Raw genomic sequence first — 15863 nt, 5'->3', positions numbered from 1 at the left:
GTTCAGTAAGCAAATTACCTTTTTATATTTTATAGCTAATTTGCTTACCGTGTTAACAAACTATTGTATTTCAAAAGGATTTGTTACTTACTCTATTCCTTTTAAAGTGAGTTGTATGCGTTTGCGTTCCTTGTCTATGCTGAGTATTTTCACCGTGATGTGCTGATGAATGGATACTACTTCGGAAGGATCGGATATGTACCTGTCGGCCATTTGCGAGAGGTGTATCAATCCGTTTTCCTTGATGCCCAGATCAACAAAAGCGCCGAAGTTGGTGATGTTGCCCACGATGCCGGGCAGTATCATTCCTTCGCGTAAATCGTCGAGTGTGCGTATGCTTCTGTCGAATTCAAACACTTTGGCCGTTTCTCGCGGGTCTCTTCCCGGCTTGTCGAGCTCCTGCATGATATCGTTCAGTGTTGGCAGTCCCACCGTTGAAGTGATGTACTGTTTCAAGTCGATGCGCCCTCTTAACTCTTTGTTGGCTATCAGCTCGGCAACGGTACACCCCAGGTCTTTGGCCATTTTCTCTACGATGTGATAACTTTCAGGGTGCACGGCGGTATTGTCGAGCGGGTTCTTGGCGTTGGGTATACGCAGGAAACCGGCACATTGTTCAAACGCCTTGGCACCCATGCGGGGAACTTTCATCAGCTCTTTGCGTGATGCAAACGCACCGTTCTCTGCCCGGTAGTTGGTGATGTTCAACGCCAGCTGAGGTCCCAAACCCGAAATATAAGTAAGCAGGTGACTGCTTGCCGTGTTCAAGTTTACGCCGACCAGGTTCACACAATTCTCCACCGTTTGATCGAGTGCTTTCTTCAGTTTGGTTTGGTCTACATCGTGTTGATATTGTCCCACACCGATTGATTTGGCATCAATCTTAACCAGTTCGGCCAGCGGATCCATTAGTCTTCTGCCTATAGACACGGCCCCTCTTACCGTTACGTCGTAATCGGGAAATTCGTCGCGCGCCACTTTCGAGGCCGAATAGATAGACGCACCCTGTTCACTCACCACGAAAACCTGTAACTTGCGGTCGAATTGCTGGTTGGTGATAAACTCTTCCGTTTCGCGGCTTGCCGTTCCGTTGCCGATGGCTATGGCTTCTATGTTATAAGCCTCCACCATCTTCCTGATTTTGGAAGCAGCTTCTCCTGTTTTGTTCACCGGCGGATGAGGGTATATGTTTTCGTTGTGCAACAAGTTACCTTGTGCATCCAGGCATACCACCTTACAGCCCGTTCGGAATCCCGGATCGATGCCCAACACTCTTTTCTGTCCCAGGGGAGCAGCCAGCAACAATTGCTTCAGGTTTTCTGTGAACACGCGTATGGCTTCGTCGTCAGCCTTTTCTTTGCTGAGATTTCCCGTCTCGGTTTCTATGGAAGGTTTCAGCAAGCGTTTGTATGCATCTTGCAATGCCTCGGCAACGTAACGTGCACATGCATTGTTATTACGTATAAACATACGTTCCAGTCGGCCAACGCACTCTTCATCGTCCGGACTGATGCTTACCTTGAGCAAGCCTTCCGATTCTCCTCTGCGGATGGCAAGCAGTCGATGCGAACTGCAACGCCTCAACGGTTCCGAGAAGTCGAAGTAATCGCGGTATTTAATAGCTTCTTCCTCCTTACCCTTGATCACTTTGGAAGAGATCACAGCCTGTCGCCCGAAAAGGTTTCTTACCGTGTTACGAGCCTGCTCGTCTTCGTTAACCATCTCAGCTACAATATCTTGTGCGCTTTTGATGGCTTCGTTTATATCTTTTAAACCATTTTTTAGAAATTGAGCAGCCTTTTCTTCCGGGTTATTTTCCCTTTGCATCATAAGCGTAATGGCCAAAGGCTCCAGTCCTTTCTGTCTGGCTATCTCGGCTTTTGTCTTTCTTTTGGGCTTATACGGAAGGTATATGTCTTCCAGCGTACTGCTTTCCCACGTTTCTTCTATTCTCTTTTTAAGCTCGGGAGTTAGTTTATTCTGCTCTTCTATTGTGTTAATGATTGTTTCTTTTCTTTTGGTGATTTCACATAGTTTGTCGTATCGTTCTTTGATATTTCCAATCTGTACTTCATCCAATCCGCCGGTCATTTCCTTACGGTAACGACTTATAAAGGGTATTGTAGCCCCTTCGTTGAGCAGATTAAGTGTACTTTCCACTTGTCTTTCGGCTATGTTGAGTGCTGTGGAAATTAGTAACTGGTAATTTTTCATTTTTTTATGTTTTATGGGATTTGTTTGCAAATATATTCATTTAATCTTTTTGAAAATGCAAAAATATGCTATATTTGCACATGAAATAATAAAGATATACCCCCTCTTTAATGGCAAAGTTTAGTATTAATAAGCAATATTTGCTATCGCTTGCTCTGGTATTCTTACTCGTTTTTCCGGCGAGTGCAGTTTTGGCGGTTGCTCGTCCCGATATTCTGATCATCAATTCCTATAATGCCGATGCGCAAAAAACTGCCAATAACATATCAGATTTTATGGATGAATATAGGAGGTTGGGAGGAACTGAGAATGTGGTGATAGAAAACATGAACTGTGAAAGTTTTCAGGAATCGGCTAAGTGGAAAGGACGCATGCAGGCTATTCTCGATAAGTATATTCATTCATTATGTCCTCGTCTCATAGTTCTGGTAGGGCAGGAGGCTTTTATCTCCTATCAATCTCAGGAAAATCCATTATTGAAAGACATCCCGGTGATATGTGGCATGGTGAGTCGTCGCATCGTTGATCTGCCGACTGACAGTACCCAAGCGGCAAACTGGGAACCTCGTTCCATTGATGTGTCCGATGGTAAGGTGCGTTATCCTATCTGTGGCGGGTATCTGTATAATTATGATGTAGATGCGAATATCACGCTAATCAAAAAATTATATCCTCAAACGAAAAACATAGCATTCCTATCAGATAACAGTTGCGGAGGGGTGGCGCTTCAGGCATACGTTCGCCAGGAAATGACCAAATACGAAGATCTCCGGTTGATTCAGCTCGATGGTCGTCATCACACGCTATATACCATTGTTGACCAGTTACGCAGCCTTCCGCCCCATACTGTATTATTGATTGGAGCGTGGAAAATTGATGAGCATGGTGAGTTTTTTATGCGCAATGCTTCTTATGTGATGATGGATGCCAATCCTGAACTTCCGGCGTTTACTCTCTCAAATGCCGGTTTTGGCAGTTGGGCGTTGGGAGGGGTCATGCCTGCGTATTTTACGTTTGGCCGTTCACTTGCTCTCGAAGCAGTTGAGGTTTTGCAAAGGTTCAAAAAATGCGATTTGGAAGTAGCTTTTGTTGAGAATAAGACGATGTTTGATTACATTCGTATCAATGACAGGAAACTTTCACTTGATGTGTTGAAAGGTAGCGATTATAGTTATATCAATAAGCCGCTTACGTTGTACGAACAATATAAATACCATCTTTGGGCGTTTGTTGCATTCCTGCTTTTTTTAGTTATCGGGTTTATCGTTTCGCTTTGGTTCTTCCTGCGCACCAAAAAACTAAAAGACTCTCTGGAGGTTTCCGAACAGGAGTTGCGTGTTGCCAAAGAGGCTGCGGAAGAGGTCAGTCGCTTAAAATCATCTTTCCTGGCGAACATCAGCCATGAAATACGTACTCCACTTAATGCTATAGTCGGCTTCTCCGAAGTATTGCTTGGCGGAGGGTATACACCCGAGGAGCAAAAGCAATACATGAGTATCATTCAACGCAATTCGGACTTATTACTTAAACTGATTAATGACATCATTGAGGTGTCTACTTTGGAAAGTGAGAACGTTGAGTTTAAATATCAGGAGTGTGATGTCGTTGAATTTTGCAAGCAGTTATTGCTTTCGCTGAACTTTGCCGATAGCTCGGAAAACCATTTCCGTTTCGCTTCCTCTCTGGAGAGTTACGTGGCTAAGGTGGAAGTACAGTACTTGCAACAGGTTATCCTCAATCTGCTTTCTAATGCCGATAAGTTTACCAAGCAGGGAACTATTACGCTTGAGGTCAGCGTGAATGAGTCGTTCATTGAGTTTGCCGTAGCCGATACCGGCTGTGGCATTCCACAGGAGAAACAACAGGTTGTCTTTGAACGTTTTATAAAACTCAATGACTTTGCTCAGGGTACCGGACTGGGTCTGTCTATCTGCAAATTGATAATACAAAAATGGGGAGGGGAAATTTGGGTGGATCCTGCCTATAGTAAAGGGGCACGTTTTGTGTTTACTCACCCTATCGTTAAATAAATAAGTAATCAAAAATAATATGAAGTTAAAGGTTATTGTCGGTTCATTGGCTTTCTTATTGTCGGCCTCTACTATGGAGGCGCAGGAAAAGGTCATTGATCTGAAATTTGTGCAAACGAGTGATGTGCATGGAAACTACTTCCCATATAGTTTTACGTTACAGAAAGACTGGATTGGTAGTATGGCACGTGTGGCGGCTTTTGTGAAGAAGGAACGCCAGCACTACGGTGAGAATCTGGTTCTTATGGATAACGGAGACATTCTTCAGGGACAGCCGTCTTCGTATTATTATAACTACATTGACACCGTATCGACTCATGTTTGTGCAGACATGATGAACTACATGGGTTATAATGTAGGCAATATGGGAAATCACGATGTGGAAACGGGACATAATGTATATGACCGCTGGATTAACGAGTGCAATTTCCCTGTGTTGGGGGCCAACATTATTCGTACTTCCGACGGCGAACCTTATCTTCCTCCTTATACCATTATGAAACGTTCGGGGATTAAGATAGCGATATTGGGACTTATCACTCCGGCTATTCCTGCCTGGCTTTCCGAAAACCTTTGGCACGGATTGCGGTTTGACGACATGGAGGAGTCGGCCCGCAAATGGATGAAGGTGATTCGCGATAAAGAGCGTCCGGACATTGTGATCGGTCTGTTTCACGCCGGACAGGAGTCGATGATGATTGGCGGCAAATACAAGGAAAATGCTTCGCTTGACGTGGCACGCAACGTGCCGGGTTTTGATATCGTGATGATTGGGCACGATCACATAGCCGATTGCAAAAAGATAGCTAACGTAAAAGGTGATTCAGTATTGATTATTGATCCGGCCAATAATGCTGAGTTGGTGAGCAATGTTACGGTAAAGGTGAAAGTGAAACATGGTCGTGTCAGGGATATGGAGGTGAAAGGGGAACTTACCGATATGAATGCTTTTACTCCCTGCCCCGATTTTATGACTAAGTTCAACCCGCAGTTTACTGCTTTGAATGAGTTTGTGTCTAAACGCATCGGTTACTTTACGAAAACCATTAGTTCGTGGGAGGCGTACTTGGGTCCTTCGGCCTTCGTTGACCTCATACATGAACTGCAACTTGAAATATCCGGAGCGGAAATCTCTTTTACCGCACCGCTCTCTTTCGATGCGAAGATTAATAAAGGGGATGTTCGTGTCAGTGATATGTTTAACTTGTACAAGTATGAAAACATGCTCTATACCATGATGCTTTCGGGTAAAGAGATTAAGAATTACCTCGAAGAATCTTATTACTGGTGGACGAATCAGATGAAGTCTCCCTGGGATCACTTACTGTGGCTGAACGACAATTTCAGCGGACACGATGACCGGAGTACTTTTAAGAATTACAGTTTCAACTTCGATTCGGCAGCCGGCATTATTTATACGGTAGATGTTACCAAGCCCAGAGGAAGTAAGATTTCCATTGTGAGCATGGCCAACGGTAAACCTTTCAGCATGGATAAGATGTATAAGGTTGCACTCAATTCGTACCGTGGAAACGGGGGAGGAGAATTGCTTACCAAAGGTGCCGGACTCACCGCGGAGGATTTAACCAAGCGCCTGGTCTGTTCAACAGACAAAGATTTGCGGTATTACCTCATGCAGTATATTGATGAAAAAGATACGATTGTACCCAAAGCTTTGCACCAATGGAAGTTTATTCCCGAGGAGTGGACTGTTCCGGCAGCCAAGAGAGACGGACGTTTGTTGTTTAACCGCGAATAATTAAGTACGGATATGGCAGAAGATTTACAGATAACAGAAGGCAGCAAAGAAGAGAAATATCAGTCGCTCATTCCTCAGATAAAAGGATTGGTTGATGGCGAAACGGATCTGACGGCTAATTTAGCCAATATTTGTGCTGCGCTGAAAAGCACGTTCCACTTTTTCTGGGTGGGCTTTTATCAGGTGAAAGAAGATCAGCTGGTGCTGGGACCGTTTCAGGGTCCGGTGGCTTGTACCCGTATCCGATACGGAAAAGGGGTGTGCGGCACTGCCTGGAAAGAGGCTGTTACGCAGCTGGTTCCCGATGTGGATGCTTTTCCCGGTCACATAGCTTGCAGCTCGCTTTCGCGATCGGAGATTGTTGTTCCCGTTATGGTTGACGATAAGGTGTGGGGTGTGCTCGATGTGGATAGTGAGGCATTGGCATTCTTTGATGAAACCGACAAAAAGTATCTGGAATATCTTTGCGATGAAATTGTTGCAAAGGTTACAAAGTAATTCGGTTTAAAAGTTATATCTTTGCGCTCTCAAACAATAAGGACATGAGAGCAACGTTGTTTAAAAAGGTATTACTGCCCTTCTTCCTCCTTACGCTGTTTACAGTGTACCAGGCAAGCATTTCGATGTTTACCCACGTGCACTACGTAAATGGGGTGATGATAACGCACTCTCACCCTTTCGACGGCAAGCATAAGCACACCAAAAGTGAACTGGTGGTTATCGACCGCTTGTCTCATGCCGTTACCCTCGAAAATCATATTACGTACGACTTTAAACCTTTCTTCCGGGTATTATTTTCCTTGGAACAGGAAAGGTTATTAGCTCATGTTTCACAATCATTCTTTCAAATACCCTCTTTCCGGGCTCCTCCTTTTTGTGTACTATAATCCCGTTGTATTTTAGTCAAATTTAGTTTAGTATACAAGAAATAAAATATAAATGAAACAATTTATTGTTGTGCTCATGCTGCTGTGTGCAGGTATGAGTGCTTTAGCCGTTACGCCCGATAATCCGGTAAAGGAAGATCGTGGTCGCGGAAGAGGTAAATGCCTTGTTAAAGGCAAAGTGATTGTCAAAGGAAGCAAAGAAGAGTTGCCCTATGCCACCGTACAAATAGTGGGTCAGGATGGCGGAGTGGTAACCAATGAACACGGTGAGTTTGAAATAAACCACGTGGGTAAGGGTCGTCACCGGCTGCGTGTTCGGGCCATGGGGTATCGCACTGAAGAGAGAGAAGTGGTGCTCGACAGTGAGAAACCTGTGGAGACTAACTTTGCTTTGGGTGAAGAGGCTTTTGTAACTGATGAAGTGGTGGTTTCGGCCAATCGCAACGAAGTAAGCCGCAAGGAAGCTCCTGTGGTGGTTAACGTGATGAGTACCAAGTTGTTTGAGATGGTAAACTCTACCGACTTAGCCAAGAGCCTCGATTACCAGTCGGGTTTGCGTGTGGAGAACAACTGCCAGAACTGTGGTTTCCCGCAAGTGCGCATCAACGGTCTGGAAGGTCCTTACTCGCAGATATTGATAAACAGCCGTCCGGTAGTCAGTGCGCTTTCAGGGGTGTACGGACTGGAACAGATCCCGGTGAACATGATTGAACGTGTGGAAGTAGTACGCGGTGGAGGTTCGGCTTTGTTTGGCGCTAACGCTGTGGGCGGAACGGTCAATATCATCACGAAAGATCCTATTAGTAACTCGTTCCAGGTGTCCAGCACCATGTCGAACATGAACGGTAAGTCGTGGGAGCAGTACATGGGTGCCAATGCATCACTGGTGTCGAGTGATAACACGTACGGCATTGCATTGTATCAGGCTTACCGCAACCGTAATCCTTATGATGCTGACGGTGACGGATTTTCGGAACTGGGTAAGCTTAACATGAATACGTTCGGACTGCGTACCTATTACCGTCCGTCGCAATACAGCCGCATCAACTTAGAATATCACACAACCAACGAGTTTCGTCGCGGAGGTAATAAGTTCGACTATCAACCGCACGAAGCAGATATTACCGAGCAAACTAAGCATATTATTAATAGCGGCGGACTGAGTTACGACCAGTTCTTTAACGAGTACAAACAGAAGCTTTCTGTTTACGGTTCTGTGCAGCATGTTGACCGCAACAGTTATTACGGTGCGCAGCAGGATCTCAATGCTTACGGTAAAACAGATGATCTTACCTGGGTGGCAGGTGCTATGTTTGTAAGTAACATGGATCGTTTGTTGTTTTCACCGGCTACGCTGACTGCCGGAGCTGAGTACCAAAACAATGCCTTACATGATGTGATGACCGGTTACCATCGCGACATGAAACAAAAGGTGCGCATAGCAGGTGGGTTCCTTCAAAGTGAGTGGAAGATGAATCTTCTTACTTTGCTGGCTGGTGCTCGTGTAGACAAGCATAACCTGATTGATAAGGTGATCTTTAGCCCGCGCGTTAACTTGCTTTACAAGCCGGTTGAAGATTTTCAGGCGCGTTTGACTTATTCTACCGGATTCCGTGCACCGCAGGCTTATGACGAAGATTTACACGTTACCGCCGTAGGTGGAGAAGGGGTGAAGATTGTATTGGCCGATGGCTTGCGCGAAGAGCGCTCTAACAGTTACAGCGGGTCGGTCGACTGGACTGCTCACTTGGGACATTGGCAGGCTAATCTATTGCTCGAAGGTTTTTATACAGATCTTAACCACGTATTTGTACTCGAAGAGATAGGTAAGGATGCCAACGGCGATAAAATCAAAGAACGTCGTAACGGTAAAGGTGCTCGTGTGTACGGGGTTAATATGGATGCTAAGTTGGCACACGGCAAGGAAGCACAGTTCCAGTTGGGCTTTACTGCACAACGTAGCCGTTACAAAACAGCGGAACAATGGACCGGTGATGACGAGGAAGCACTGTTCACCAAGAAGATGACCCGTACTCCTGACTACTACGGTTATTTCACATTTACCTCTGCGCCGTTGAAGAACTTTGATTTTTCTTTATCAGGCGTGTACACCGGTGAAATGCAGGTGCCCCACATGGCAGGATACATTGAGAAATCACGCATGGAAACAAGTCCTGACTTCATAACTGTGAACCTCAAACTGAACTACACCGTTACGTTGAAAGATAAGGTGAAGATGCAGTTCAATACCGGCATACAGAATGCATTCAATAGTTTCCAGAAGGACCTTGATAAGGGGGTGTTGCGTGATGCAGGCTATTTCTATGGCCCTACACAACCTCGCACTTACTTCTTTGGAGTGAAAATTTTTAATTAAAAAGTACCCCTTTGAAGGGTGTGATCACGTATAAAAGCTACCGCTTACTGTTCCGTTTCCTGACGGGCTGTTTGCGGTGGCTTTCTTATTTTACATTCTTTGAGAGGGCAGTTTCTTGTTATTTCCCGAATAATGTGTATGTTTGCAAAAATAACATGACTCTATGCCAAAAATACCGCATATCGATTTTTCTACGTTACGTAATTCACTGGAAGAACAAGTTAAAGATAACGATTTTGCACTGTTTAATGATCTGAACTCCCTACAGCTGGGCGATAAACCCGAGCGTATGGATTCAGCCATCCTTATTGTATGTGTGGATGGAAGCTGGAAGTTGGGTATCAATCTTAAAGAATATCTACTGGAAGGTGGGAGCGTATTGGTAACTCTTCCCGAACAGATTTTGCAGAGTCTGGAGGTTAGTGAAGACTTTTCCGCTCTCTTCATTGTGGTGTCTCGTCCTATCATGGATACTATCTTCCCACAGATGAAAGACATGCTTTCTTTCTTCTTCTTCCTTAAAGATCAACCCAACATAACCGTTACCGATGAAGAGATGCATGTACTGGTGGAGTATTACAGCATGCTTTTCCGCAAAGCTGCACACGCCGATAATTTTTATAAGAAAGAGATTTGTCAGGGTATCATTCTCTCGCTGTTTTATGAATTCTATAACCTGTATCGTCATAAAACACCTCATATCGATGTGACGGAGAATCGCAAAGAAGAGGTTTTTGAGCAGTTCTTACGCGTGCTTTCAGAAACCTTTCGCAAGGAGCGCAGCGTGAATTACTATGCCAATAAACTTTTTCTGACTTCCAAACACCTGTCACGTGTGGTGAAGGAAATAAGCGGAAAAACGGCCGGCGAATGGATCGACGATTTCGTTATCTTAGAAGCCAAAGCACTGTTGCGCTCGTCGGAGAAAAGTATTCAGGAAATCTCCGAAGCTTTGCACTTCGCCAATCAGTCGTTTTTCGGCAAATATTTCAAACACCACACGGGTATGTCACCTAAAGAATACCGCAGGCAATAACTATCACCTGCCTGTTGCTTGCAGGTATTGTGTTTGTTTGATCAGGTATTGCGTGTAGGCATCGGTGTGCTGGTTGCGGCTTTGTTGCAACAATAGTTGCGAGTCAAGCAAATCACTCAGCGTGGTAGTTCCTGCCTGATAGTAATTGGTGTTCAACCGTACATTTTCCGTAGCCGTAACGACCGACTCTTCTGCCAGCTTTACCTGTTTGTATGACTCTTCCACATCGTTCCACAGCTTTTGCATCTGAATGAGCAGTAAGTCGGAGTTATTACGCTGCTCGTTTTGCGCCATCATGGTTTGGATTTTCTGTTTCTTGATGGCGTGCGAACCACCCCACCAGTCGGATATGGGTACTGACACTTTGGCAAACACCATCGCAGTGGTGTTGTCCTTATCCATCAGATCATCGTACATATAACTAGCGCCAATACCCACGGTGGGTAAGTACTTGCCTACCGTTATCTTTTGTTGCAGGCGGTTGGCCTCCACATTCTTTGCCAGCAGTTGATACTCGGGTGTGGTGAGCAAGGCTGCACCGTGATCTGTGCGAAGCTTTTCCGGACTGGCCGGTTCATCGAAAGAGACCGATTCAATACTAAGACTGTCGGCTTTGAGTCCCACATACTGTCCCAGCAACATCCGGCTTAGCTTCAATCCGTTTTCCAGTTGCAGGCGGTCACTAGCCACACTATTCTTACGAAGCTGCACTTGCAACAAATCGTTCCGGTTCTTTACTCCCGCCTTTACAGCAGCATCTACATCTTTGTATAGGCTATTCACTAATTGCTCTACTATGGCAAGTGTCTTTAACTTCTCGTTTAAAGATATAATTTGCCAATAATAAACCTCAGTGGTAAGCAGCACTTCCTTTGCAGACTGTTCTTGTTTGAACCTACTGACTTCCACACCCAATTGAGCCAATTTGTTACCATTTACAATTTGTCCGCCGGCAAACAAAGGCTGCGTAACGGTAATGTCGCCCACAATGCCATTCTTTAGTAGCGCTAGCGGCATACCACCTAAATTAGCTTCTACAAGCGGTTGGTTAGCGTTGTAGCCCAGTGCACTGGCACTCAAAGAAGGAAAGAAATTGGTAAACGCTTCTTCCTTTGTTTGTCGGGCGCTGCTTACTTCCAAACGTGCATTCTTCATTCGTGCGTTGTTCTCCAACGCTAGTTTCTTGCATTGTGCCAGCGAATATGGTTGCTGTGCACTTCCCGATACGGATACCATCAGGAAAAGACAGAATCCTATGATTTGATGTTTCATCTTATTTCATTTTATTTTTAAACCAAGCCGATATACGTCATTAACTGTTAGCGGCCATACGTTGCACTCCTTTGCGGTCTGCTTTGCGGAACAACATCCAGTAAGCTACCGGTAATACCGTTACCACTAATACCATGGAAATCAGTGTTCCAAAGAAAATGACCGTACCCATAGGCATCCACATGGAGCTTTTTCCCAAGATCATGGGAACTACCCCCATAGAAGCAGCTGCCGATGTGAGGAAAATGGGACGCATGCGTCGTTTTCCTGCTTGTAGAGCAGCATCGAAGACACTCATTTTATGTACTTGTCGAAGCTCCTCGGCATAGTCGAGCATGATGATGCCGTTACGTACCAAGATACCCATCAAACTGATGATACCCAGCACAGCAGTTATACTCACATCCACACCAACCAGCCAGATGCCGAGCGCTGCTCCGAGTAGCGTGAGTGTGATGGCTGCCATGATAAGTAATGCCATGTTGATGCGCCTGAAGTGGAACAACAAAATAAAGAAGATGATCACGATGGCAATAACCAAAGCACCAAGAATTTGAGGTAATGTTTCCGCATCCGACTCCAGATCACCGCCGTACGAAAGAGTGGTTCCTTCGGGTAACGAAAGTTCTTTCATGGCTTTCTGTACCACTTGCGTGGCACTTGTTATGTTTACATTCCGGGCAACTTCGGCTGTTATCGAGATGGTTCTCACCCCGTTTCGCCTTACAATCTGCCCCTCGGTCCAGTCGCTCTCCACCTTGGCTACTTGTCGGAGCGGCACGTATGATGCCCCTCCCCAAACAGGTACGTACACATCGGGCACATCACTGTAGTCGGCCTCCTTACCGTTCTTGTCGGTTTTGAGTACCACTTTAACCGGGTAATCCTTTTCCCATACCGTAGTGAGTGCCATGCCGTCGCCAAAGTTGGTTGCCATGTTCATGGCCAAGAAGGTACGGTTTACACCCAGTCGGGTTGCCTCGTCTTCATCCAGCCGGATGCGTACCCCCGGCAGAGGATCTTCGAAGTTAGTTCGTACCATACGCAAATCGGGCATAGTCTTCAAACGCTTCATGATGACTTGTGCAGCCGCTTTCAGATCGGTAATGCTGTCACCGCTAATCCGTACCTCAACCGGGTTGGTCGCTTCCGAATAGTCGAGTTGCTTAAACCGCAACCTGGCATTGGGGAAATAATCGGTATACTTATCGGCATACTCATCGAGTAGTTCCACTGTGGCTTCGTTGCCCTGCGTATTCACAATAAACTGTGCAAAGTTACTTCCAGGTAGTTGCGGTGCGTATGAGGTGTGGAAGCGGGGAGAACCTTCACCGATGAAGGAGGTTACCGAAACCACCCGTTTATCCTTTCTGAGAATGCTTTCCATGCTGTCGGCCACAGCAGCTGTTTGCTCTATGGCGGTACCGGCGGGCAAGTAGAACTCAATAGCAAATTGGTTACGTTCTGCAATAGGCATCAGTCTTTGGGGTAGCTGTCCGAACAGTAACACACCCAACACTACACTAATCATTCCTAACCCCAATGTTGTTTTGGGCCAGCGGAAACAAAGATCCAGCAGCTGATCATATTTGGCTTGAATGATATCCAGAAAACTTTTCTTGTTCTTTTTAGCATCCGTTTTCAGGCCCTTTCGTATAAAATAATACTGCATAAACGGTACCAGCAGAACGGCTACCAGCAGCGAAATGCCCAAGATGAGGCTGATGGCCCAGGGAAACGACTGTAGAAAGTCATTTGTCATGCCTTTGGTAGTGAGTAAGAAAGGTACAAACGTAATACTGATGGCCAGCGTAGCTGAGAAGATAGACTTCAGGAACTCTCGTGCACTGGCTATGGCTGCATGCCAACGAGATACTCCTTCGCCAATTTTCTCCAGATATGCATCAATGATCACAATGGAGTTGTCGACAATCATACCCAGCGTTACAATGAGCGCTGCCAGTGTTACCGTGTTGAGCTCGATGCCAAACGCATAAAAAAGTCCCAGAGAGATAAATATGGAGATAGGAATGGTAGATGCTGCTACCGAGGCTACCTTTAGAGGCATTAGTGCCATGACAACCAAGATTACGGCTACAATGGCAATGAGCAACTCCTTGAGGAATGTACTTACCGAATCGCCCACCACCTGTGCCTGATCTGTAATCTTATACATTTTTACTTCTTGCGGCAGTGATTGTTTGTAAGCCTCCAGTATTTGATCCACTTCCTTGCCCATTTGCACAATGTTGTTGCCCTGTCTCATCTCCATCGACAGTAAAATACACTTCTTACCGTTGTTGCGGATGTATGAGTCTGGATCCGGATATTCTCTGGTGATACGTGCTACATCTTTCAATCGGATGACATGTCCCGACGGATCAGAATAGACAATTTGCTCAGCAATGTCACGGTCACGGTTGTATGATCTGGCAATGTGAATGGGTGCTACATACGCTTTATTATCCACCTCACCACTCATGGTGGTGAAGCCCTGCGTGAGTAAGTTCAGCCCCATGGTATTACTGTCAATGCCATACATGCTCAGCTTCTTTTGATCCAGATACACACTGATTTGTTCCTTCTGCAATCCGTAACGGCGCAGGTTGGCTACAGCATCTACTGTGCGCAGCTTATCTTCCAATCCTTCCAGGTAACGTTCCAGTTCCCGATAGGTTTTTTGGTCAGATTCCAGCGTAATCAGGATGGCTGCTGTTTCACCGAAGTCGTCGTTTACCTGCAAGGCTAATACTCCAGCTGGCAGACTGCTTTTAAACTGTTCCACTCCATGTTTAAACTTCGACCAAAACTCATCTTTGTTCTTTACATTGTCGTTTAGCTCTACGTTGATAAAGACTATTCCGTCTCGGCTACGCGAGTATGTTTTCCGTTTTTTCACCTCTTTGTAACTGAAGATGAAGTTTTCCAACGGTTTGGCAACCTGTTCCTCTATCTCGTCCGATGTAGCACCCGGGTAAACCGCCACTACCAATCCCTGCCTTACTGTGAACGAAGGGAATTCCTGTTTGGGCATCATGTAAAGTCCGTACACCCCGAACCCCACCATCAGCGTAGTGATTAGAATCACAATCTGCCTGTGCCTCATGGCCCATTCTATAAAACCCGGTTTCTTTTTCATTTGATTGCAATCTTAGTTCCTTCACTTACCTTTTGATTTCCCGAAACAATCACTTCATCGCCCGGTTGTAGTCCGGCAGTGATTACCACCCCTTGGGTTGTCAGTTCCCCGGTGCTTACCATGCGTTGCGAAGCGGCATTCCCTTTAACCACCCACACAAACTTCTTGCCATCGGGTTGCAGCTGTACGGTATGGTTGGGCAACACAATGCCTGCCTCTGCTTCGTGACTGTGTACACCCACTTTGCACACCATGCCCGGCATCAGCTCGTGCGAGGTATTGTTCAATTTGATTTTGACTTCATAAGTATGTGCCAGCGGATTGGCGGCAATACCTTTCTCGGACACTACACCTGTAAACAACTTATCGCCCAGTGCACCGACCATCACTTCAGCCTGTTGCCCTTTGTTTACCCGGGAAATTTCCTTTTCGGGAACTGCGATTTTAATGTTTACCGTACTGATGTCTGCCAGTTGCATTACCTCAATACCCGGCATGACATTCATACCCGCTTCAATGCTTTTGCTTGAAATAACCCCACTAAAAGGAGCATACAAACCGGCATCCTTCAAACTCTTGCGTGAAATTTGTTCCATGCTTACAGCCTGTTGCAACTTGCTTTGTACCTCTACCCATTTCATTTCGGGTAGACTCCCGTTGTCGTAGAGCGATTTCATACGGTTGTATGCATCTTGTGCCTCTTTCAAGCTGGCCAGAGATGCGTTATATGAGTTTTGCAACGTGGCCTTATCGAGCGTTGCCAACAGTTTACCTTTCTGTACATTTTCTCCTTCGGTAACGAAAACTTTGCTTACATTCCCCATCACCTCAAAGCTGAGTGAAGAGGAGGAAACAGCTTCCACCGTTCCCACATAGTTTCGGCTGTTAATGTAGGATAATTCCGACACCTTGACCACTTTCACGGGTACAGCCCGTATTGCTTGATTTTCGTCTTTTTTTCCTGAACAACTTATCCAGATCAGAGCACTTAAGAAAATGCCTGTATACGCAGCTAATTTCATAATAATTTGTATTCTTTAGTTTTATGCAATTTGTTTGCTGCAAAGATGGTGCCATTTAACATCCTAAAAAAGCCCTTATTTTTATATAAATTGTTCTATTTTTCGGAATTTGATCATAAAACTATTG

At 45.4% G+C, this 15863-nt stretch carries 10 protein-coding genes; 6 read left to right on the top strand and 4 right to left on the bottom strand.

Annotation, left to right across the window (positions count from 1 at the left end; translation table 11 throughout):
* Positions 1-87: 87 nt before the first annotated feature.
* A complete protein-coding gene (locus ACKPCE_RS14010; RefSeq protein WP_319505644.1) occupies positions 88-2214 on the bottom strand; it encodes a Tex family protein in 2127 nt (708 codons plus the stop codon).
* Positions 2215-2324: 110 nt separating this feature from the next.
* Here ACKPCE_RS14010 and ACKPCE_RS14005 point away from each other — a divergent pair, with 110 nt between their 5' ends.
* The 6 genes from ACKPCE_RS14005 (at position 2325) to ACKPCE_RS13980 (ending at position 10303) form a co-directional block, all read left to right on the top strand.
* Complete coding sequence (locus tag ACKPCE_RS14005) at positions 2325-4244, top strand: sensor histidine kinase (RefSeq protein WP_319505643.1); 1920 nt, start codon at positions 2325-2327, stop codon at positions 4242-4244.
* Positions 4245-4263: 19 nt separating this feature from the next.
* Positions 4264-6003, top strand: coding sequence for a bifunctional metallophosphatase/5'-nucleotidase (locus ACKPCE_RS14000; protein WP_319505642.1), 1740 nt, complete (start codon positions 4264-4266; stop codon positions 6001-6003).
* Between the two features lie 12 nt (positions 6004-6015).
* Positions 6016-6501: a free L-methionine (R)-S-oxide reductase MsrC gene (locus ACKPCE_RS13995; protein WP_276994398.1), complete on the top strand. Its 486-nt coding sequence runs from the start codon at positions 6016-6018 to the stop codon at positions 6499-6501.
* Positions 6502-6545: 44 nt separating this feature from the next.
* The gene (locus ACKPCE_RS13990; protein ID WP_027318366.1) at positions 6546-6890 is read left to right on the top strand and encodes a DUF8478 family putative metalloprotein; all 345 of its coding nucleotides are present in this window, start codon (positions 6546-6548) and stop codon (positions 6888-6890) included.
* A 52-nt stretch (positions 6891-6942) separates the two neighbouring features.
* Positions 6943-9267 (top strand): TonB-dependent receptor, encoded by a 2325-nt coding sequence (locus ACKPCE_RS13985; RefSeq protein WP_319505641.1) that lies wholly within the window; start codon positions 6943-6945, stop codon positions 9265-9267.
* A gap of 163 nt (positions 9268-9430) precedes the next feature.
* Positions 9431-10303 carry a helix-turn-helix domain-containing protein gene (locus ACKPCE_RS13980; RefSeq protein ID WP_319505640.1) on the top strand — a complete coding sequence of 291 codons (873 nt, stop codon included), beginning with the start codon at positions 9431-9433 and terminating at the stop codon, positions 10301-10303.
* 3 nt (positions 10304-10306) lie between these two features.
* Here ACKPCE_RS13980 and ACKPCE_RS13975 read toward each other — a convergent pair whose 3' ends face one another.
* From ACKPCE_RS13975 to ACKPCE_RS13965, 3 genes are read right to left on the bottom strand one after another with little or no spacing between them, the layout of a single operon-like run.
* Entirely contained in the window at positions 10307-11575 is a 1269-nt protein-coding gene (locus ACKPCE_RS13975; protein ID WP_319505639.1) for a TolC family protein, read from the bottom strand.
* 40 nt (positions 11576-11615) lie between these two features.
* Entirely contained in the window at positions 11616-14714 is a 3099-nt protein-coding gene (locus ACKPCE_RS13970) for an efflux RND transporter permease subunit (protein WP_319505638.1), read from the bottom strand.
* Positions 14711-15736 carry an efflux RND transporter periplasmic adaptor subunit gene (locus ACKPCE_RS13965; RefSeq protein ID WP_319505637.1) on the bottom strand — a complete coding sequence of 342 codons (1026 nt, stop codon included), beginning with the start codon at positions 15734-15736 and terminating at the stop codon, positions 14711-14713. The genes ACKPCE_RS13970 and ACKPCE_RS13965 overlap by 4 nt, the downstream gene beginning before the upstream one ends.
* Between the last annotated feature and the right edge of the window lie 127 nt (positions 15737-15863).

Origin of the sequence: Bacteroides graminisolvens (assembly GCF_963666085.1) — a bacterium.
GTDB lineage: Bacteria > Bacteroidota > Bacteroidia > Bacteroidales > Bacteroidaceae > Bacteroides > Bacteroides graminisolvens.
The sequence above is the reverse complement of the archived record's forward strand: the minus strand, read 5'-3'. Positions and strand labels throughout refer to the sequence as shown.